Source organism: Bradyrhizobium sp. TM239 (assembly GCF_036247985.1).
GTDB lineage: Bacteria > Pseudomonadota > Alphaproteobacteria > Rhizobiales > Xanthobacteraceae > Bradyrhizobium > Bradyrhizobium ottawaense.
Genome location: NZ_BTIR01000001.1, coordinates 276,026 through 295,912 on the forward strand (window position 1 = coordinate 276,026; position 19,887 = coordinate 295,912).

At 62.4% G+C, this 19,887-nt stretch carries 18 protein-coding genes and 1 pseudogene; 2 read left to right on the top strand and 17 right to left on the bottom strand.

The genetic code is table 11. The features are described from left to right. Positions 1–60: 60 nt before the first annotated feature. The 12 genes from AABA84_RS01315 to AABA84_RS01370 all read right to left on the bottom strand — a co-directional run bounded on the left by AABA84_RS01315 (position 61) and on the right by AABA84_RS01370 (position 10,737). The gene (locus tag AABA84_RS01315; protein ID WP_338311081.1) at positions 61–1,389 is read right to left on the bottom strand and encodes an MFS transporter; all 1,329 of its coding nucleotides are present in this window, start codon (positions 1,387–1,389) and stop codon (positions 61–63) included. 135 nt (positions 1,390–1,524) lie between these two features. After that, a complete protein-coding gene (locus AABA84_RS01320; RefSeq protein WP_338311084.1) occupies positions 1,525–1,950 on the bottom strand; it encodes a CopG family transcriptional regulator in 426 nt (141 codons plus the stop codon). 6 nt (positions 1,951–1,956) lie between these two features. Further along, entirely contained in the window at positions 1,957–3,945 is a 1,989-nt protein-coding gene (locus AABA84_RS01325) for a conjugal transfer protein TraG (protein ID WP_338311085.1), read from the bottom strand. Positions 3,946–3,981: 36 nt separating this feature from the next. Beyond that, a complete protein-coding gene (locus AABA84_RS01330) occupies positions 3,982–5,745 on the bottom strand; it encodes a relaxase/mobilization nuclease domain-containing protein (protein ID WP_338311086.1) in 1,764 nt (587 codons plus the stop codon). Positions 5,746–6,118: 373 nt separating this feature from the next. Continuing rightward, a complete protein-coding gene (locus AABA84_RS01335) occupies positions 6,119–6,952 on the bottom strand; it encodes a lytic transglycosylase domain-containing protein (protein WP_338311087.1) in 834 nt (277 codons plus the stop codon). Continuing rightward, on the bottom strand, positions 6,949–7,461 hold the full coding sequence (locus tag AABA84_RS01340; protein WP_338311088.1) for a S26 family signal peptidase: 513 nt from the start codon (positions 7,459–7,461) through the stop codon (positions 6,949–6,951). The genes AABA84_RS01335 and AABA84_RS01340 overlap by 4 nt, the downstream gene beginning before the upstream one ends. Next, positions 7,458–7,922, bottom strand: a complete 465-nt coding sequence (locus AABA84_RS01345) for a DUF2840 domain-containing protein (RefSeq protein WP_338311089.1) — start codon at positions 7,920–7,922, stop codon at positions 7,458–7,460. Before AABA84_RS01345 ends, AABA84_RS01340 begins: the two co-directional genes overlap by 4 nt. A 289-nt stretch (positions 7,923–8,211) precedes the next feature. Continuing rightward, positions 8,212–9,093, bottom strand: a complete 882-nt coding sequence (locus AABA84_RS01350) for a replication initiator protein A (protein WP_338311090.1) — start codon at positions 9,091–9,093, stop codon at positions 8,212–8,214. Between the two features lie 22 nt (positions 9,094–9,115). Further along, the gene (locus AABA84_RS01355) at positions 9,116–9,397 is read right to left on the bottom strand and encodes a helix-turn-helix transcriptional regulator (protein ID WP_338311091.1); all 282 of its coding nucleotides are present in this window, start codon (positions 9,395–9,397) and stop codon (positions 9,116–9,118) included. Positions 9,398–9,531: 134 nt separating this feature from the next. After that, the gene (locus tag AABA84_RS01360; RefSeq protein ID WP_338311093.1) at positions 9,532–10,032 is read right to left on the bottom strand and encodes a DUF2285 domain-containing protein; all 501 of its coding nucleotides are present in this window, start codon (positions 10,030–10,032) and stop codon (positions 9,532–9,534) included. A gap of 79 nt (positions 10,033–10,111) precedes the next feature. Continuing rightward, on the bottom strand, positions 10,112–10,306 hold the full coding sequence (locus AABA84_RS01365; RefSeq protein ID WP_338311095.1) for a transcriptional regulator domain-containing protein: 195 nt from the start codon (positions 10,304–10,306) through the stop codon (positions 10,112–10,114). A 158-nt stretch (positions 10,307–10,464) separates the two neighbouring features. Then, positions 10,465–10,737 carry a DUF2285 domain-containing protein gene (locus tag AABA84_RS01370; protein WP_338311096.1) on the bottom strand — a complete coding sequence of 91 codons (273 nt, stop codon included), beginning with the start codon at positions 10,735–10,737 and terminating at the stop codon, positions 10,465–10,467. Between the two features lie 158 nt (positions 10,738–10,895). Here AABA84_RS01370 and AABA84_RS01375 point away from each other — a divergent pair, with 158 nt between their 5' ends. After that, positions 10,896–11,147 carry a helix-turn-helix domain-containing protein gene (locus tag AABA84_RS01375; protein WP_208086328.1) on the top strand — a complete coding sequence of 84 codons (252 nt, stop codon included), beginning with the start codon at positions 10,896–10,898 and terminating at the stop codon, positions 11,145–11,147. Positions 11,148–11,463: 316 nt separating this feature from the next. Here AABA84_RS01375 and AABA84_RS01380 read toward each other — a convergent pair whose 3' ends face one another. After that, positions 11,464–11,787: a DUF736 domain-containing protein gene (locus tag AABA84_RS01380; protein ID WP_071910666.1), complete on the bottom strand. Its 324-nt coding sequence runs from the start codon at positions 11,785–11,787 to the stop codon at positions 11,464–11,466. 432 nt (positions 11,788–12,219) lie between these two features. On the opposite strand from AABA84_RS01380, the pseudogene AABA84_RS01385 reads away from it, so the two are divergent. Beyond that, positions 12,220–12,306 (top strand): annotated as a pseudogene (locus AABA84_RS01385) (DUF736 family protein); the annotation flags it as partial. On the opposite strand, the gene AABA84_RS01390 reads toward AABA84_RS01385, so the two are convergent. The 4 genes from AABA84_RS01390 to AABA84_RS01405 form a co-directional block, all read right to left on the bottom strand. After that, positions 12,284–12,865, bottom strand: a complete 582-nt coding sequence (locus AABA84_RS01390; protein WP_338311480.1) for a hypothetical protein — start codon at positions 12,863–12,865, stop codon at positions 12,284–12,286. The pseudogene AABA84_RS01385 and the gene AABA84_RS01390 sit on opposite strands and share 23 nt — an antisense overlap. Before the next feature lie 209 nt (positions 12,866–13,074). Next, positions 13,075–14,004 (bottom strand): DUF2493 domain-containing protein, encoded by a 930-nt coding sequence (locus AABA84_RS01395; protein WP_338311099.1) that lies wholly within the window; start codon positions 14,002–14,004, stop codon positions 13,075–13,077. Between the two features lie 329 nt (positions 14,005–14,333). Continuing rightward, complete coding sequence (locus AABA84_RS01400; RefSeq protein ID WP_338311100.1) at positions 14,334–15,395, bottom strand: DUF7146 domain-containing protein; 1,062 nt, start codon at positions 15,393–15,395, stop codon at positions 14,334–14,336. Continuing rightward, on the bottom strand, positions 15,395–19,714 hold the full coding sequence (locus AABA84_RS01405) for a strawberry notch-like NTP hydrolase domain-containing protein (protein ID WP_338311101.1): 4,320 nt from the start codon (positions 19,712–19,714) through the stop codon (positions 15,395–15,397). The genes AABA84_RS01400 and AABA84_RS01405 overlap by 1 nt, the downstream gene beginning before the upstream one ends. Between the last annotated feature and the right edge of the window lie 173 nt (positions 19,715–19,887).

Genomic DNA, 19,887 nt, shown 5'->3' on the forward strand with positions numbered 1-19,887 from the left:
AAAGACTGAGAACCGATGTTTGAGGCCTACTCAATTGTATCGTGCTCGGCGAGCTACCGCTTACCACTCCCCATCGTCATCCGTGGGCACGAGTATGACCGAATCCTCATACAACCCGACTAACTCGACAGCATAGGAAACATCAGCCGGCTTAAAGGGGAGGATTGAACTCATGCACGAAGAGATAGATCGGCGCGAGGGCAGCGTGAACCAGACCAACGTCGCGATCTGCAGTGCTACATTGAGACCGAACGCGACTTGATAGGCTTGGACCGGCCTATGGCCATCATTCGCAGACCATTGCTCCAGGATCAGGCCCGTCGCGTATTGTGCCAGAAACGCCCAGCCAAAGTGCAAGACGTTCAAGGCGCCGTTGGCACGACCGGCAAGCTCCGGCGGAAAGTAATCTGCCATTACCGCGAAGCTGACCACGGTTGCCGTTCCGGAAATTGCGACAACGGACCAAGGCAAGATGGACGGCAGAGGCACTCGCAGGATCAAAGCAAGCTCGGCTACGACAAACAGCACCGCAACCGTCGCTAACACCGTCTCCGCCCTGATTCCTCTTCGTTTGACGTAGTGGACGGTCATCCCGAACAACAAGGCGCCGCAGCTCAAGATGATCGACATTATGAACAGCTGTCTTACGAGACTTGCGCGATCAAGCCCCTCCACGTCGGTCAGCCACGGTGATGCCCAGAGTCCTTGCAGAGACCAGGCTGATCCAATGCAAGTCGCCGATAACGGAGCCATTCGCCAGAACCTTCGATCGCTGAAAACAGAGCTCAGGCTGGTGGACGCTGTTGACAGCGCGATGCTTCGTTCAGGCACTGCGACGTAGATGAGAATGGCCGTCGCGCCGGTGGCGGCCGCCAGAATCTCAAAGAGCTGCCGCCACCCCATCCAGGCGAGCAGGTGTTCGACGGGAGCCGTCGCTGTCACCGCTCCTAGCGATCCCAGCATGACCATGCAGCCGTTCAACAAGGCAACTCGCTCCCTGGGGAACCAAATGATGATGGACTTCAGTCCAGCAGTCAGCGCTGCAGCAACACCAAACCCGATCATTGCGCGCGCGATCAAAAGGGACAGGAAGCCGCTCGATACTGCGAACAGTCCGGCGCCTACTGCTGCGAGCAGGAACAGAACACTTTGGATGCGTCGCGGACCAAAGCGGTCCAACAATATGCCGACGGGGATCTGCGCCGCCGCAAAAACGAGGAAATAGACCGAGGTAAGCAACCCGAGGTCGGCAGCCCCAAGCCCAGCATCCGAGCTGAGATGACTGGCGATCAAAGCGTTGATCGTTCGAAACAGATACGAAAGATAGTATCCAACCGCAAACGGGAAAAATACGCGCGCGGTGAGGCGCCATGCCCCTGAGATCTGCATGCTGGCCCCCTCTTGCTGTCAGCTCGTGCAAGCCGATAGCGTGACCAGCTTTTCGTTGGTTCGGCTAAATCGCTGCGGTCGTAGGCTGGCGTAGAAAAAGAAGGGTCGGCGCGTTTGCGCATCCATGACGCTCGGTCAGGATTCGTCGACCGGTTCCTGACGGCGGATATCTTCCGGAATCTCGCGGAGAAAGCTTTGCCCCTTTTGCAGGCGGCGGCCGAGTGCCTCGACAAATCCTTCAAACCGCTCCCGGCCTTTTGCTTGCGCGGCCGCCTGCGCGTCATTGGGCAGTGGCGGCGTGATCGTCAGCCAGAACCTTATGAAGAGCGCCAAGCTTTCGGCCGTCAAACCCACGTCGCGCTCCAACCTCTGCATCTGACGCGACAGCCGATCGAGGCGCCGGGTGAACGCTGCCTCCCGCCTGTCCGCTCCATCCGGCGACAGAAACGAAGCGACAGCCGCCTCCACGATCGCGGACCGGGAAAGCTTCTTGCGATCGGCGAGGTCCGAGATCTGCCTCAGTAGCTCTGGCGGAAAATAGACGTTCATCCGGTCGCGCATATTGCTTCAGAGCTCCATACCGTCATTCGGGTCCATGGCAACCTGGCGGGCGACGCCACGCATCTGCTGGCGAAGCAGTCGAGATTGGCGAACCGCGTCCTCATCGTCGTCAAGAACGACGGCAAATTCCTCTGCCGGCGTTGGTTCGGTCGTTTCCTTGGCGATCGCGACGTGGTCGGGAAGTTCGGGCTCCCGACGGAGCCCGCTATTCGCCGTGTCTTCCTCGGCCTCCGTGGCTCTGTCAGTTGGACCTGCCGTCGGCTTCAACGGTCCGAGCGCTGACCATCCGTCCGTTCGCGGCGATCGGCCGGCGCTCGCCGGATCGGGCGGTGACAAAACCCGCTCGGTGAACGGGCGATCCTCGTAATAGCGGACCTTCTTCGCCCTGATCGGCGGCGTGCCCGCCACCATGACGATCTGGTCCATCGGCGGAAGCTGCATGACCTCGCCCGGGGTCAAGAGCGGCCTTGCCGTCTCCTGGCGTGAGACCATCAGATGCCCGAGCCAGGGGTTAAGCCGGTGACCGGCATAGTTCTTCATCGCTCGCATCTCCGTCGCCGTGCCCAGTGCATCGGACACCCGCTTGGCCGTCCGCTCATCGTTGGTCGCGAAGCTGACGCGGACGTGGCAGTTGTCGAGAATAGCGTTGTTGGGCCCGTACGCCTTCTCGATCTGATTGAGCGACTGCGCGATCAAGAAGCTCTTGATGCCATACCCCGCCATGAAGGCGAGCGCGGACTCAAAAAAATCAAGCCGCCCGAGTGCCGGGAACTCGTCAAGCATCATCAGGACTCGATGCAGGCGGTCGCGGGCGTGCAGATCCTCGGTCAGGCGCCGGCCGATCTGGTTCAGCACCAGGCGGATCAGCGGCTTGGTCCGAGAGATATCCGATGGTGGCACCACGAGGTAAAGCGTCGTCGGGCGGCTATCTGCGATCAGATCGGCTATCCGCCAGTCACAGCGGCAGGTCACCTGGGCGACGACGGGATCGCGGTAAAGACCCAGGAACGACATTGCGGTGGACAGGACCCCCGAGCGTTCATTCTCGGATTTGTTGAGGAGCTCACGCGCGGTCGAGGCGACCACGGGATGCGCACCTTGCTCGCCAAGATGAGCGGTGGTCATCATTGCCTTCAGCGTCGCCTCGATAGGCCGCTTCGGGTCGGACAGAAAGGCCGCGACGCCGGCCAGGGTCTTATCCGCCTCGGCATAGAGGACATGGAGGATAGCGCCGACCAGGAGCGAATGACTGGTCTTTTCCCAATGGTTCCGCTTGTCGAGTGAACCTTCGGGGTCGACCAGGACGTCAGCAACGTTCTGCACATCGCGAACCTCCCATTCTCCACGCCGGACTTCAAGGAGTGGATTGTAAGCTGACGACTTTGGATTGGTCGGGTCGAACAACAGGACGCGCCCATGCCGCGAGCGAAAGCCCGCGGTCAGCTGCCAGTTCTCACCCTTGATGTCGTGCACGATGGCCGAGCCCGGCCAGGCCAGCAGGGAGGGGACGACAAGACCGACGCCTTTGCCGGATCGAGTTGGTGCAAAACATAATACGTGCTCCGGTCCGTCATGGCGGAGGTAGTCGCGGTCGAGCTTGCCAAGCACCACACCATCCGGACCGAGAAGTCCGGCCGCCCTCACCTCCTCCAGGCCGGCCCAGCGCGCCGAGCCATAGGTCTCGACGTTCTTGGCTTCGCGCGCCCGCCAGACCGACATACCGATCGCCACCGCGATCGAAACGAAGGTCCCCGACGCCGCGATGAAGGCCCCCTCGACAAAGACCTGAGGCGCATAGGCGTCGTAGACGAACCACCACCAGAAGAAAATCAACGGATAATAGATCTTGAAGCCGAACAGTTCGAACCAGGGCCGCCCGAGCTCCGGTTGATAGGCAAGCCGCCAAGCTGTCCACTCCGTTGCTCCCCAGATGGCGAGCAAAACGATCAGGCCGACGACGATCACCTGTCCCCAGAGAATTTTGGTTCCGGACATCCCGAACACCCCTCCGCAACTGAGTTCGCGAGATAGCTAGAGGCCGAGGTCGCGCCTGCGGCCAAAGCCCCATTCGATGCCGCCGCCGTCCTTCACGACGCCGGTCACATGCTGGCCGAGTCTCTTTTCGAGTTCGCGCGACCAGGGCACGAGCTGGAAGCCGAGGCCGTTGTCGATCATAGCGAAGCGTCCCGAGGCGAGCGTCAGTCGCTGACGGTACGTGCCTGCCACATGCTCCCCGGAGGCCGGCTTCACATGAGCTAGGCCGGTGTCGGTCGACACTTTTGCTGCCACCTGATCCAGTTCGCGTTGGCGCAACGTATCGAGGAGATCGCGCTGCAGGATGATGCGCTGGCCCTGCCGCCGTGCCAGACCTTCCTGAACTAGATGCTCAGTCCGAGCTTCCATGGCGTTGCGGGTCTCGCGGCCGAAGCCTGCCATGGCGAGCGGCATGGGGTCGCGCTCGACAAGCCTGTGGTCGAGCCAGGTAGCGCCCTTAGCGCTGACCTGCTCGCCAACATCGAGATCGGAGCGGAGCGCCAGCACCACGGTCGGCCGCGGATCGCCGGTTGGACCGAAGCGTCGGACCTCGACGATTCCGCCAATCGGCGGTGCATGCTCGAAAGCTTCAAGCCCGCGGAAGCGCACGTGGTGCGCGCGTCCGTCTATTCCGTCGATCAGGGCGTACGCCTCGCCAGTCAGTTCGTCATGCAAGCCGCGATCGACCAATCGTCCGATGATCTGGGACGTCGGCTGTCCACCTTCGATGACGAAGTCGGCAACGCCGCGCGCTTCCCCACGCTCGGTAAAGGCGCGGTGCATGGTCTTGATGATGTCGCCGCGCATGCCCAGGTCGCGCAAGCTACGCTCGGCCTCCAGCCCTACCATCCATTCGCCTGGTGCGGCGGAGGCAGCAAGACCCATCCTCTCCAGGTGTTGGAGGCGACCGACCATCAGGCGGCGGATCTCAGGATCCGCGCTACCCGGATTCTCCGGGCGAAGATCGATAGTGCCGGTCTCATCGGCCGCGAGCCGCATCTCCCGGTCGAGCCGCGTCCATCGTTCCGCCGTAACTTCCCTCCCCAGTGAATTGCGGATCTCGTGCTCGGGTTTGGGACCCAGCTCGATGGCGACCAGTTCCTCGGCCCGTGAGCGCAGGCCCTGACTGATGTAGTCGCGGGAGATCACGAGGTCCGCTCCGTCCTTATCCACGCCCCGAACGAGAAGATGGACGTGTGGGTTGTCGGTATTCCAATGATCGACAGCCACCCAATCGAGCCGCGTGCCGAGATCGATCTCCATCTGCCTGGCGAGATCGCGGGTGAAGGCCTTCAGGTCAGTCATGTCGCCGGCATCCTCCGGTGAGACGATGAACCTGAAATGATGCCGGTCGTCCTTGCAGCGTTCTGCGAAAGCAGCGCTATCGGCGCGGTCGCTGCCGGCATCGAACATTTCGGCACGCTCGCCGCTCCGGGTCACGCCGTCGCGCTTCAGATATGAGAGGTGGGCGGTCAGTGGTGCTGAACGGAAGGCTCGCCCTTTGTGACGAACCACGCGGGCCTTCACCACGACGCGACGCGTCGGGCTGAACAATCGGGCACGGCTAAAAGACAGTCGACCGCGGCCAAACGTCGAACGTCCATAGGCCGCCGAACGCCTGCCCGCTACGGCCTGACCCGAGGTGTATCCCGCTCTCTTCGCGGCCCGCAGCACCTGGTTGATGAAGCTCTTCGGCTTAGGCGGGCGTGTGCTGCGGATGCGCCCAGGCCGAATACGCAGGTCGCTGTCGCCCACGCTCACGGCAGGGCCTCCCAACTGTCGAAAACGCACACAGTGTCGAAAACGCCTTTGATTGTATTCGTAAAAATGCAAAGCGCGGCACGCGCCCCGACCGACCAGCACGCCGGAACCCAAGCCATGTCAATGGCTTGCGGTTCGACCGGCGAGCCTCTTTTATCTCGCCGTCCTGCCGTCGTGGTCCCCCGGCCGCCCCCCAATGCTTGCGAGCGCTTGCGATAGCGATCGTTACCCGAAGGGCCGAGACACCCGCAGGGTGGCTCGGTGAGGAGCGAAGCGACGAGTAGAGCGCGGGCCGAAGGCATCGCCCATACGCCATCAGCACGTGCCACTTGCTTTGTTAAACACGCCAAGGCTTGCGAACCCGCACATTTGGTCATCGCGATACTTCCGAATCCGATCGAGGGACGAACACGCCAATAGGCCGGGGGACCATAGGCGAAACATCGGGCGCCGAGATTGCGGTCGTGACACCGCTCGACGGCACGAGCGCCAGCAACCGATCACTCGTTTTCATGAGATCGGATCGCGTGACGAATAGCGTCGCAGCTGCTGGTGACTGTCCGCTGGACGTCCATCTCGGCGGCAGTTCGATGGCAAGCAGATTTGCAAGCTTTGCGACGTATGCTCGCGTCTCGTCTGGCAAAGAGCCGCCAGCGAGATGCTCTTCATAGCGAGATGGGCCCGCGTTGTAAGCGGCAAACACGCCGGGCGAGCCATACCGATCGAGCAGTTCGCGCAGGTAGGCCGTGCCGGCCAGGATGTTATCGTGCGGATCGTAGGGGTCGTTCCCGAGATTGTAGCGCGCGCGAAGTTCCGTCCAAGTCGCCGGCATGATTTGCATCAGGCCCATTGCGCCTTTTGGCGATCTGGCGTGCACGTCACCAGCACTCTCGATGCTTTGGACAGATCGGATCCAGTTCGGCGCAATCGCAAAGCGTTGCGAGGCTTCATTGATGAAGCCGGCAAATGAGTGAGCGGTCTGACTGATCGCTGGCTGGGCGGCTGATCCGCTCTGGGCCAAAGCAGCACTGTCGAACGCGGTCAGAAGAAGCAGGGTCACGACAGCACAAACGCGCGTGACCAACCGACCCAAGCACGCGGTCGGGCTCGCGCCAGCCTTGCAGACATCGATCGAGATGGAGGAATGATCCCGCAATCGATCGAGCAAGGGAATGGCGAGGAGAACACGTCGAATACGCACGATCACTCCTCCCACGTCCACACCGGTATCGCATGGCCGATCACGCTAGATGCCGGAAGAACTCCAAAATACCGGCCATCAAGCGAGTCGTTCGACTGCCAGTTCATCAGAAACAGCTCGCCGTTGCCGACGACGCGGCAGCCCTGCCATTTCGGCAGCGGCCTGCCGCGACCATCGCGATCCCGCGCTTCGCCCACCGCGATGGTATCCACCGAAACCGTGAGGCCGGCTCTGCAAACACTCTGCCCCGGAAGGGCGAGCACGCGCTTCAGCATCGGGACGCCAATGGGCAAATAGCCGTTAAGGTCGAGGAAGGTCGCGAGCGGCTCCGGCGGCTGCACGGCGACCAATTCAGTGACTTGGAATTGGTCCGCCGGTCGAAGGCGGTAGAGACCGATCGGCACGCTTGCGGATGCGTTCCAGATGTAAAGCGGAAGCGGCTCCAGGACGATCGTCGCGATGAGCGCAGCAGCGACCCCAATCGTCACAGCCAGCATCATTAGGCGGCCCGTCATCGCATCACCTTTTGGCGATGAAGCCAGGCCTGATGGCGCGCTTTCGTATACGGGCGCGGGTTTTCGTTGACGGACAGGCGGTTATGAACGTGGTGCCAATGATCAGGCGCGACATCAGCTGGATCGATGCCGAGTTCCTCAACGGCATCGGTCATTTGCAGCACTCGCTCGACCTTCGGCCAGCCGGACAGACGCAGCAAAATCTCGCCGCCGGGTGTCACATAAGGGACGGTCGAGCATCGCTGTCCCGGTGCGACCGCGCGCAAGATGTCGATCCGCGAAATGATTGTCCCAAAGTCGTTGGAGGTCCATCGGACGAAGGCAAAGATGCTGCCGGGCGCAAATGACAGGACACGCCGATGACGATCGAGCTTGCGTTCGTTGACGATACGACCGAACCGAATCCGGTTTTCGATGCGCTTCTCGAGCCACACCACTTCCACTTCGGTGAGATCGCTCATGCCGCCGCTCCCCGAGACTGAAAGGGGGCGCCGTAAGCTTTGCGGGTGGAGAAGCACCTGTACGGCTTCTGCGGACAAGCAGGATTGACGGCCCGCCGCTGCCGGTTGCCTCCGATGCGGCTTGTGGTCTGGTCCGTTAGAAGAAATCCGAAGGATTTCTGGTTAGTAAAGTTAGAGCGGCTGGAAAGCGCGGAGAAACAAGCTCTTAAGCTCGATTCCGGTCCCCGATAGCACGAGGATCGGGTCCCCGATAGCACGAGGGTTGCGGTCCCCGATAGCACGAGTTGATTCACAGCTTGTCCTCCGAATTTGGAACGAGACCGCGCCGGCGCAGGCGTGCCGTTAAGGGAGCAACAGGATGAGGGGCGAAGTTCAGCCGCTCGGTACCGTTCGGATCGCGCGTCAGCGCGAGTTGATAGCCGGGCAATGTCTGGCGCTGGACGATCTGGCGGACGTCGTAAGCAAAATGCTTAAGCGGCGAGAGGATGCCGGACTTGGCATGGAGGTGCAGAAGATCAAAGCTCCAGCCTGTGTCCTGGCGGCCGCCATGCTTGCGCACGAGCCGATAGAGCCACCGCTCAAGTCCGCCCGTCAGATCGAAATAGGCGCGATCAATAGTCAGCACGAGCGCGTCATCGATCACGCCCGCGTAGAACCAATCAGGGAGGATCAATTCGAGCCCGAATGGACGGCCGTTTGCATCGGCGGTTTCTTTCCACTCGTTGATCCATGAGAAGCGATGCCGTCGGCGCTCTGCCGGCTGGCGGATCGATGTCATCACGGTCGTTGACTGAAGTCTGTCGAGACCCGCCTTCAGCCGGTCATAATCGCGCGCGCTGGTGCCGCGGCCGACAAACGTCAGGATCTCGTAAGGTGTTGCAGCCATCAGGCGCGAGGCTTTCAAGCCGGCGTCGCGCGCTTCGACAATCTGAGACGCAGCCCAAATCAGAACGTCGGCATCCCAGATGGTCGCCATGCCGTGTTCCGGCACGGCTTCGACACGAACTGAGATTGCGCCGGCACGGAAGTCGATCGGCACAATGCGCTTCGTTTTTGCGAGCGAGAAGAACGGATAAGCCATCAGATCCTGCGCATCGCGGGGCGCGAGATCACCGGGCAGCGCCCGAAAGAGCTCAAGCTGGTCGCGCTCGGAATGGTGTTTGCGCCGCATGGTCACTGCTCTCGCACGGCGATCAGCGACGTTCCTGGCCGGCATAGGGGCGCAGCACCGGATGCTTTTTGGCCGGCAGCACGGTCCCCTTCCCGGGGTCTGAGGTCGACGTCTTGGCGCCGCGGTCGGCCCACGCTGTCAGATCATCGACGGCGTAGACAACACGCCCACCGATCTTCCGATACGTCGGTCCGGTACCGTACGTGCGGTGCTTCTCGAGCGTGCGGCCGGACAGGCCGAGATAGCGCGCGGCCTCAGGTGTACGCAGGAATCGCGGGGGAAGACCGGCCATCGGATCGGGCATTTGAGAACTCCAAGAGGACAGCGCACCACGCTTGGCTAGGCCGGCGTGTGTGCGGTCATCATGGAGGAGCAAGACCTCGGAGGGGGATGCCGAATGTTGGGGGTGCAATTTTCGATATCCCCAAGCCGACGGCGCTACTCGTCTCTACGCCCGGGTCGCAGAAGCCGGCGATAACCGCCGCGCACCAGTGCGAGGCCGGTTTGCACCAGACGGACGGTTCGATTGCGCAGATCGTGTGTTTTCCAGGCTCGGTCTGGGATGCGTTTCTTGCCGAACAGCGCTTCTGCGATGGCGCGATATGTGCTGCCGTCGCTCTGTGCATCCAGCGCGCGAATAGCTTCACTCAACCGCTCGCGCCTTTGCTTTGACAGATCGCGAAACGCAGGGCCTGCCGTACGCCCCTTCATTGCGCGCCATAACCGTCGTGCTGCGTACGCGCGTTCATCGAAGTCGCCGTCGAGCGGTAACTCGGCGACATAGTGGGCGCCTACTTCCAGCGGCGCTTTGGACCAGACGCGATGTTCCACCGGGCCGATGCGCAGCACGGCATGCCAACCGTCAGCGGCGCGGCGAACCTGGCCGGCGGCGAGATCAAGTAACGGCTGAGTCGCTGCGCCACTGCTGACGGGCAACACGGTCACTGCGACCGGGACGACAGTCGACAGAACCTCGGGCGCCCAAAAGATCGTCTGTTCGTCGAAGGACCGCTGCGGGTCATGGGCGAAAGCAGATGCCCCATCTCCTCCTAAACTCGGGAGTTACTTCGCCATCCGGGCTGTTCGCGATCGTCTCTTCGTAGTCGCGCCGGTAATCCGGGTTTCGACGAAGACACTCCCAGGCGACGTCGGTAACATCAGCATCTTGGAGACTCTTGTAGGACTCTGGCGATCGCCAGTCGAATTTAGGCATTGCTTCCGGCCCTATTGCTAACAAGGATTGCGGCGCAATAGTTCTAATCGATTGGGTTGCAGGAAGTCCCTAGTTTGGCACCACGTGGTGCTCCCGGATGACCACGTGCCGGCTGAAGGAAGCGATTTTCAATAGACGCTCCGGTCGATAAGGCTTTTCTACTTTGAGTCAGTACCGCGCAAAAGACGTCCTTGCTCGCTGGCCCACTTAGCGCGCGCGAGGTGACTCTGGTATGCATTCCGCGCACGATCCGGCTCACGCACCGGGTCAATCTTGAGCACGAGCTGAGCGACTTCTCTCCAGTCAGCGCCCTCACCCTCCGCCTGCAGAAGTCGCATGTACGTCACAACATGCTGCTCGTCATACGGCGTCAGCTTCGCATCCGAGGGGGCAGCGTCCGCAACGTCGGGATCGAGCGGCGGCTTTTTCATGGCTTCCAATCCACTTACAACGATTCTAGACGCTTGGCCGCCAGAGAGGTGCACGCGTCCAAATTTAGCCGTATTCCGCCGACGGGGCCAGCACGCGATAGTTGAATACATATTATAGGAGATAAACCTCATAGTATGTAAAGCCGCAACTTGCGCCGATGGACATGCGCAAGTTGGTCGGTCGGAATTTCGCAAGACTGCGGAAGCAGAAGCGCTTCACGCAGGAGAAATTCGCCGAAGCGTCCGGCTTCACCCAACAATACGTCAGTGACCTGGAGCGTGGCCGCCGTAATCCAACTGTCGTAACGCTGTTTGAACTGGCCAGCACGTTGGGCGTCAGTCACGTCGATCTCGTCCTGCCAGACGAAGAGGCACGAAGCGAGCGATCAAAGCCTGCAAAGCGGAAATGATCGGGCTGGAAAACCTATTTTGAACAGTCGTGGGCTCATTTTTTTCGAGCCGAGCCGAAGGTCCGGCGAGCGCCGGACGCGGATATGCTGCCGCCGGGGCGGCTTGCCAAACCGGCGGCGACGGAGAGGCCACAACGAAGTAGCTGCGCTACGCGCAGCTCACCGTTCAGACCATACGCTCCATCGAGCGCTTCGCTTTTGTCTTCTGACGGTTCGAGCTGAGCGTCCCGGCGCCTCTTGGTCCGCGCGGATGCCGACGACGATGCGATAGTGAAGCGCCCCGTTCGGATGAGCGGGGCGCTGCACTCAGCCCGGCTCAGTCGCCGTTGGGCTTGCGGCTGCGGGACCAGATCAGGGTGTAGGTCTCGGCGTCTTCGTCGTCGAAAAGGTTGGCGTAGATCGGAGCGTTGAAGCTCGGATCGTCCAGCTTGACCGAGAGATAATCGCGCCCCTCATTGGAGCGCTTCGGCCACGCGGCCCCGATCTCGGCGCGACCGACGTAGACCCGGTGGCTCGGGGCGTTGTCGTTGGTCCTGTCGGTCTCGGGAACGATGCGGACGCCCTTGGTCTGGAGGCTCAGGGTGACGATCTCGCCCTGGAATTCCTGGCCGGACTTCTTGAATGAACCGATGTTAGCCATGTCACTTCTCCTTGCTGTATCCGAGCCCGCGACCACCGCGGCCTCGATGGCGATCTGAAAGCCGAAGGCGATCGACGCCGCACCCGCTTGGGCCGCAGCGTAGCGGAGGATGGCGGCGGTGAGACTTTCTTGCCTCGCGAGGAATGGGCGAAGCCCAGGGGAAGAAAGTCTCACCGCCGCCGTTGCGGTTCAGGCGATCGAGGCGTAGCCGGCCTTCGGCCAGATCAAGCAAATGAGAGGCCAGGTGCTCGCGTGCGCTGAACAGCATTTTGGAGAGGTGCCAGCGATCGATCGGCTCACACAAGAAACTCGCATGCCCCGGGGAAGGAAAAGAAAACCTGGCGTGCAGAAAGGCGACCGTTGTCTTCGAACAGACAGAAGCCTGCGCACCCGACAGCAACCGCGGGACCAGTCTGCCAACGAGACAACCCGGCTCAATCGAAGCGCTCCAAAGAGGGCTGCGATTATCTCTCGGTCAAGCTGGACGATCCGAGTTTCAACGCTTCGATCTACGCCAACCGGGAGAGACGACAAACGCGCGCCGTGACCCGCCCGTGGTCGTCGGCACACCATTTGGTGGCTGGACGGGGCTGAGTGCAGCGCCCGGGCTAGGAGCGGGGTCGATCCGCATCGACACATTCGCCCAAGCGACGCCGCCAACTGCGATGGCACCAAGCACGGCGAACGGCTCCCCCCATCCTTCCGAGGGAATGCCTAGGTGTGCAAAGGTAAGCGTCACACTATAGCCGGCGCGCGCCGCCGGAACCGCGAAGAGTAGTCCAATGACCAGGCGCACGATCGGAGAGCGCGCGACGGAGAAGGCGTACCGCGCGACCACGAATGTGAAACTGGCCGCAAGGAGGCCTGTAACGGCGGCGCCGAACGGGCCTGCTCCCGCTTGCAATGAATAGATCCCCATGGTCATGCCGACAAAGAACGGCAATGCGTGGGTCGCGAGGGCGAGTAGTGCCCAGCCGAAGATGCCGAGCCCGACGATATTGAGAAGAACGCCAATGATGAGCATGGTGATGGTCCCCGTGACAAAGGTTGCAAGGGTCGCGCCTTCCACCACCACCACGGCGCGGTCCGAGGAATAACCGATCCCACCCGTATTTGGAATCCCTTTACGGTCAGGTTTCAGGCATGAACACGCAATGCAGGAGAGCAGCCCGGTCGCTATTGAGATAGAAGGCGACATTGAACGGTGCGGCCGACGGGTCGCCGTTGCCGGTCTTCGAAACAGCTTCCGCCCTCTTCGTAAGGCGTCATTACGCAGCGAGGCGGCGCTTACGCGCCACCATTGCCGAATTTCCAGACGCGGATGCCGAGCCGCTTCGCCTTGTCGGCGAGGTTGTCCTGAATTCCCGTACCTGGGAAGTGCATGACTCCAATCGGAAGGAGTTCGAGCATGACGTCGTTGCGCTTGAACGGTGCCGCCTTGGCGTGCTTCGTCCAGTCGGGCTTGAAGGCGATCTGAGGCACTTTGCGGTTGGCCGCCCATTTGGAAGCGATCAGTTCGGCTCCTTTCGGGGAGCCGCCGTGGAGCAGCACCATGTCAGGATGCTTGGCGTGAACCTTGTCTAGACGGTCCCAAATGAGGTGATGGTCGTTGAAGTCGAGCCCACCGGTGAGTGCGATCTTTGGTCCCGGTGGCAACATGACCTCAGTCTCGGTGCGACGCTTGGCTGCGATGAAGTCGCGGGAGTCGATCATGGCGGCCGTTAGCGTGCGGTGGTTTACCAGCGATCCCGATCGGGGACGCCAGGACGAGCCGGTGTGAGTCTCAAAGCGTTCGATGGCCTGGTCGCGGAAGACCTCGAGGCAGTTACGGCGCTCGATCAAAGTGATGCCTTCGGCCGTCAGGCGCTCGAGCTCGACCGATCGGACTTCGGAGCCATTCTGCTCGCGCTGGCTTTTCTGCTGCGCCTGTTCGTTATCGTCGAGGTGGCGTTCGATGCGGTCGACGGCACGGTGGAACAGATTGACGGTCGACCAGAGCAGATCGTCAAGATCTGACTCGAGCCGCGTGTCGCTCAACGTCGCGACCAGGGCATCGAAGATGTCGGCGACGGCTCCGGTGATGATGTTACCCTCGGGAAGCGGCCGTGGATCAGGCTCGTCGTCAAAGGGGCGGTAGCCAAAGAGTTGTAGTTCGGTGAGGACGTGATCAGTCGGAGAAGAGGCGTGCGGCGGTTCGATGTCGTCGTGGCCGGTCATTTGAGGAGTTCCTTTGCCGGATCGGCCGCGCCCATCGCGGCCTTCGTGGCGATCACTCAGACGGCACGCGGAACGGGCCAGAACCCGGAGGGCCGAAGCGGCAGCGGAGGATGGCGGAGGCCGGCTATTTTGTTTCGCGATGCAAAGCGCGCCAGCCAGATAGATGATGTGTCTTCTCATCGCCGGCGCGCGGCGGAAAATAGCCGGGCGTAGCCATTGCCGGCCCGGTCCGCTTGCCGTCCGATCGCCCTCTAGAAGGCCGAGGTCGCGTCCCCTTCCGGCAATGACCTCGTTATGACTGACCTATCAAGGTCGATCGAAGCATCGGCCTATTCTGCGGCTACCGTCGACGAATGCAGGAAGCGGACGACGTCCTCTGGGACGAGTTGAAGCCGCAACGCTGTTCTGAGGGTCTCGTGACCGAAGATGTGCAGGTCTTCGTTGAAATCGCCTAGCCGGGGCGACAACGCGATCGCTTCAATGCCGACGGCTGCTGCACGCTGGCTAAGCGTAGCCTGTACGGCATCTCCAGCGGCATCAGCGTCACGGGCGATATAGAGCCGACGCAGGCCAGGCGGCAGCATCATCGCTGCAAGGTGATTGGCCGAAAGCGCGGCTGTCATCGGCAACGTTGGCAGCACGTAACGCAGCGACAGCATGGTCTCGAGACCCTCGCCGGCAGCGAGCACGTCGTCCACCGCGCCGAACCGAACGGCATTGCCGAGCAAGTCGCCCATAGCCCGTCGTGGTGTGTCGATCGGGGCCTTTCCGAGCCGCACCCGATCGAAGCCGTCTGGATCGAGCCAGGTTCGATGCACGCCGGTGATCCGCCCCTCAAGGTCCGTGACGCGGGCAACCATCGCCGGCCAGGTTTCGGTCGGAGAATGCTCATCCGGTCTATAGTAGCAACGAGGATGGAAGCGCAGGCTGCCGCCATGGTGGACGCGGGCTATTCCGCGGCGTTGCAAATACGCCTCGACCACCGTGCCTTCGATCGGATTTGAGATCGCAAAGAGCCGACGGGCGGCTTCCTGCGATCCGACCGGCGCAAGCGAACGATTGGGTTTCGAGGCCAGCAGCGGCTCGGGGCGAGGCAGCTTCAGAAACCGCCTTGCTTCTTCGGCGGCTTCGCCGAAGTCGCGCAAACCCCGGCATTCGCGGATGAGGTCGAGAAGGTCGCCATGCTGGCCGGTCGCAGCGTCAGTCCACTTGCCGGCGGGCCCCTTTGGCGATTCCTGGAGCCGCACGAACATGGAGCGGCCCGGCGTGTTGTGGACGTCGCCGACCACCCAGTACCGCCCCGCCCGCTTGCCATTGGAGAGATAATATCGGCACACGGCCTCGGCCTCGCGCGCGAGGCGGCGTGCCAGTTCGGAGGCGTCGGGGGCCATCACGCGGCCTCCCGCTCACTGACGCGCGCAACCGGATAGGTGTCGAGCACCTTTGTCAGGATCCCGACGCCGCTTGCGTCCGTGGGCACGAACATCCGCAGCTTCCAGGATATGATCTCTCCAAAGAGGCCGTAAGCGCGGAGGCGATCACGCATCGTGTCGTTGAATCCCGACAGCTCGATGCGACATGCGCCCATCACTCGGACGCGGCGAAGCTGAAGCCCCTCTGCGAGGTCGAGGACGGTGCGTCCCTCCATCACCGCAGCAAAGACAGCGTCGGGCGTCAGAGCGGGCGCCTCCGTCGAGACGACGTTAGCGACCCACGCGGCAGACACCTTGCGGCCGATGATGCGCTCGCCCGTATCGGTCTGGAGCCGATAGACGCGGGTCGATTCATTCGGCAATCGTTTCCAAATGGGTAACAGCAAGCCGGCCACGACGTGGACCGTGCTTTCCGTGAACTCAGGGACCTCGGCAAGCTCCGCCAGCCAAGCCGCGGCAAAACGTTCGCGATCCGCTTCAAGCCAATGGCTCTCCACCATCATGTCCAAGGGAACCTGGTGCTGCTCCATAGGCCGGATCAGGCGGACGCGACGCTCGATCTCGCCGTCGTCGAGCATGATGCTCGGGGCCGGAACCTGCACGGCGGCCCGTCCCGAGCGCTCGTTGATCAGTAGGACTGCATGATTGGAACGACGAGCAAGGGCGTCATCCAAACCGACAGGATGGTTGCGCTGGCGCTGCGTGATGCTGAGCAGCCGTGTCTCTGCGCCTGTGCGCGGATGGACATAGATTGTCCTCCGGTCGGCGACTATAAAGCTCTCGGCGCGGAGCGTTTCCAGCCCAACGTCGTAGGTGCCGGATGCGACCGCGCCCTCGATCCGAGCGGTCAAGAGCTGCTCGAAGGCGGTGAAGAGGACATTCTGTAGGTCGATCGTGAGCGCCAACAACCTGTTCAGGAATGTCGTGATCGGCGGCAGGTCATCCCTGAGCCCATTGGCATCTGTCAGCTTCAGGCCGGTGGCATCCTCGAACCCTTCGAGCGAGCATCCGTTGACCTTGCCTCGGACGAGCAACGTGTAGAGTTGACGCAACGCGTCACGCCCGTACTGGCTTTCGAGATTGTCCTCGGGCCGAAACAGCCCCTGCCCTCCGGTCTGGCGCTGGCCGCGCGTAATGGCCCCCAATGTGTCGAGCCGACGCGCGATGGTGCTGAGGAAGCGCTTTTCCGCCTTCACGTCGGTAGCGATGGGCCGGAACAGCGGCGGCTGCGCCTGATTGGTCCGGTTTGTCCGGCCGAGCCCCTGGATCGCGGCATCCGCCTTCCACCCGGGCTCGAGCAGGTAATGAACCCGCAGACGCCGATTCCGGGCAGAGAGTTCGGCATGGTAGCTCCTCCCTGTGCCGCCCGCGTCGGAGAACACCAGGATGCGCTTGACGTCGTCCATGAAGGCCGATGTCTCGGCGAGATTGGCCGAACCGGCTCGATTTTCGACGATCAGTCGGTCGCCCTTGCGAATGATACGGCGCGAGCGGCCGGTCACTTCGGCGACCATGTCGGTGCCGAAGCGCTGCACGATTTGATCCAGCGCGCCGGGTACCGGAGGCAGAGAGGCGAGTTTCTCAATGAGGCGGTCGCGTCGTGCGACGGCCTCCCGGCTCTCGACCGGCTGGCCATCGCGATAGACAGGGCGAGAGCAGAGGTTGCCTTCAGAGTCGGTGAACGGTTCGTAGAGCTGGACCGGGAAGGAATGGGCGAGATAGTCGAGCACATACTCGCGCGGGGTGATATCGACCTCGACGTCGCCCCAGTCTTCGGTCGGGATCTCGGCGAGCCGGCGCTCCATCAGGGCTTCGCCCGTTGAGACAATCTGGATGACAGCGGCATGGCCGGCGTCGAGATCGCGGTCGATCGATTGGATGAGCGACGGCGTCTTCATCGAGGTCAGCAGATGACCGAAGAAGCGCTGTTTGGCGCTCTCGAAGGCGGACCGGGCCGCGGACTTTGCCTGCCCGTTCAGCGTTCCGGTTTCGCCGGTGATGTTGGCGGCTCGCATCGCCGCGTCGAGGTTGTTATGGATGATGCTGAACGCGCCTGCATAGGCGTCGTAGATGCGAACCTGCTCCGGCGTAAGCTGGTGTTCGACGAGCTCGTACTCGACGCCCTCATACGACAATGAGCGGGCAGCGTAGAGACCGAGCGCCTTGAGGTCGCGCGCCAGCACCTCCATCGCCGCCACCCCACCATGCTCGATTGCCTCGACGAACTCGGCACGTGTGGCGAACGGGAAATCGGCGCCGCCCCAAAGACCGAGGCGTTGCGCATAAGCGAGGTTGTGGACGGTGGTGGCGCCTGTCGCCGACAAGTAAACCACTCGAGCATTCGGCAAGGCGTGCTGGAGCCTCAGGCCCGCGCGCCCTTGCTGAGAGGCCGCCTGGTCGCCGCGCTCGCCCTTGACGCCGACCGCATTCTGCATGGCATGGCTCTCGTCGAAGACGATCACTCCGTCGAAGTCGGAGCCCAACCATTCAACGATCTGCCTGACACGCGAAAGCTTTTCGCCACGCTCGTCGGTGCGTAGCGTGGCGTAGGTGGTAAAAAGGATGCCTTTCGAAAGCCGGATCGGGGTGCCCTGGCGAAACCGGGATAGGGGCGTAACGAGCAGTCGCTCCATGCCGAGCACGGACCAGTCACGCTGCGCATCCTCGATGAGCTTGTCGGATTTGCTGATCCAGACCGCGCGACGGCGGCCCTTGAGCCAATTGTCGAGCAGAATCCCTGCGACCTGCCGCCCCTTGCCCGCGCCGGTGCCATCGCCCAAGAACCAGCCGCGACGAAAGCGGACGGCAGTCTCTGCGTCGTCGCGCGCGGCGGCCACAACGTCAAAGGTCGCATCGACGGTCCAGGAGCCCCTGAGAAATTCGGCATGCGCCTCGCCGGCATAGATGATGCTCTCGAGCTGGGCGTCCGACAGAACTCCATCTGACACTAGACTCGATGGCAGATGCGGCCGGTAGAACGGCTTCTGTGGCGCAACGGACGCCATCGCCGCAGACTGCACGAGCTTGGTCGGATGTGCGCACGATCCGGGAATACGGATCGACTGCAGTCCATATTCCTCATAAAGCGCATCGGTGAGTCGAGCGCCTTCCGGCGGCGACCATTCGACCGTCTCGTATATGAGTTCAGCGCCATTTGGCGCTGCGCTTTCCGAAGTGGACGACAGACGTGATGCAGAAGCGCCGGCCGATCGGGACATTGCAGGGCGCCTAGTGGCGTCGGCCACGACCGGCGCGGCGACGGGCAGCCTCGGCGGCACATGCAGGGTTACCCAATTGAGCAAGGTGGCGACATCACCCGCCATGCCTTGCGAGGCAGGAAAAGCCTTCGGATCGGGGGCGGGCAACTTGTCGATGACGAGCAGCCTCGTGTCCGTCTGAGTGCCGTGCTTGGCGTAGACGGCGCCGTCGATCGCGGCAGAAAACACGACCCGTCCGCGCTCCTGGAGGCGAACAAAGGCATCTCGCCACGCCGGGTTATCCGGCGCAAGACCTGCGCCAGCGATGGAGACGAGGCGTCCACCGTCGCAAAGACGCGCGTGCGCCGAAGCGATGTTCCGGAAAGCGGCGTCCGCCATCCGTCGATCCACATTCGCCACAGCGGAGAACGGCGGGTTCATCAGAACGACGGTCGGTACGATACTCGCGTCGAGGTGATCATCGATCTGCGCGGCATCGAACCGCGTGACCTCAACATTGGCGAACAAATGATCCAGGAGCGCCGCGCGGCCTTCGGCCAGTTCGTTCAACATCAAGGAGCCGCCGGCGAGCTCGGCAAGGATGGCGAGCAAGCCGGTCCCCGCGGATGGCTCCAGAACGCGGTCGGCAGGCGTAATACCGGCTGCGGTGCATGCAGCCAGCCCAAGCGAGATTGGCGTCGAGAATTGCTGAAACGCCTGACTGTCCTCGGAACGCCGCGTATGAGTCGGCTGACAGCTCGTGATTTTCGCGAGCATTGGCAGCATCGCGGCCGTCGAGCCAGCCTTGGCGCGCATGGCCGGACCGAACTTGCGAAGGAATAGAACGGTTGCTGCCTCGCAGACGTCATAGGCGGTCTTCCAGTTCCAGGCGCCGGTTGCGTCCGAGGTGCCGAAGGCAGCCTCCATGGCGCTACGCAGAACGGCGGCATCGATACGACGGCCGCGTTCGAGATCAGTCAACAGCTGTCGGGCGGCCCTGACGGCCGCAGAGGTGAGACTTGCAGCGGCACGCGTCGAGAGTGGCGCGGCGGCGCCGCCGCCGGCGAGAGATTCGGTCATGACGGGATTTCTCGGGAGAGCAGGAACGGGTCGAACCATCAGGCGCTCTCCTTTGACCCGACGGCTCGAACCCTTCCCGGCCCAGCTCTCCCTCTCAGCCCTCGCCCATAAGAATGGGGACCGGCGCTGCACACCGGTCCCCAAGCAACTGCGGGATGGCCAGGCCATCCCGC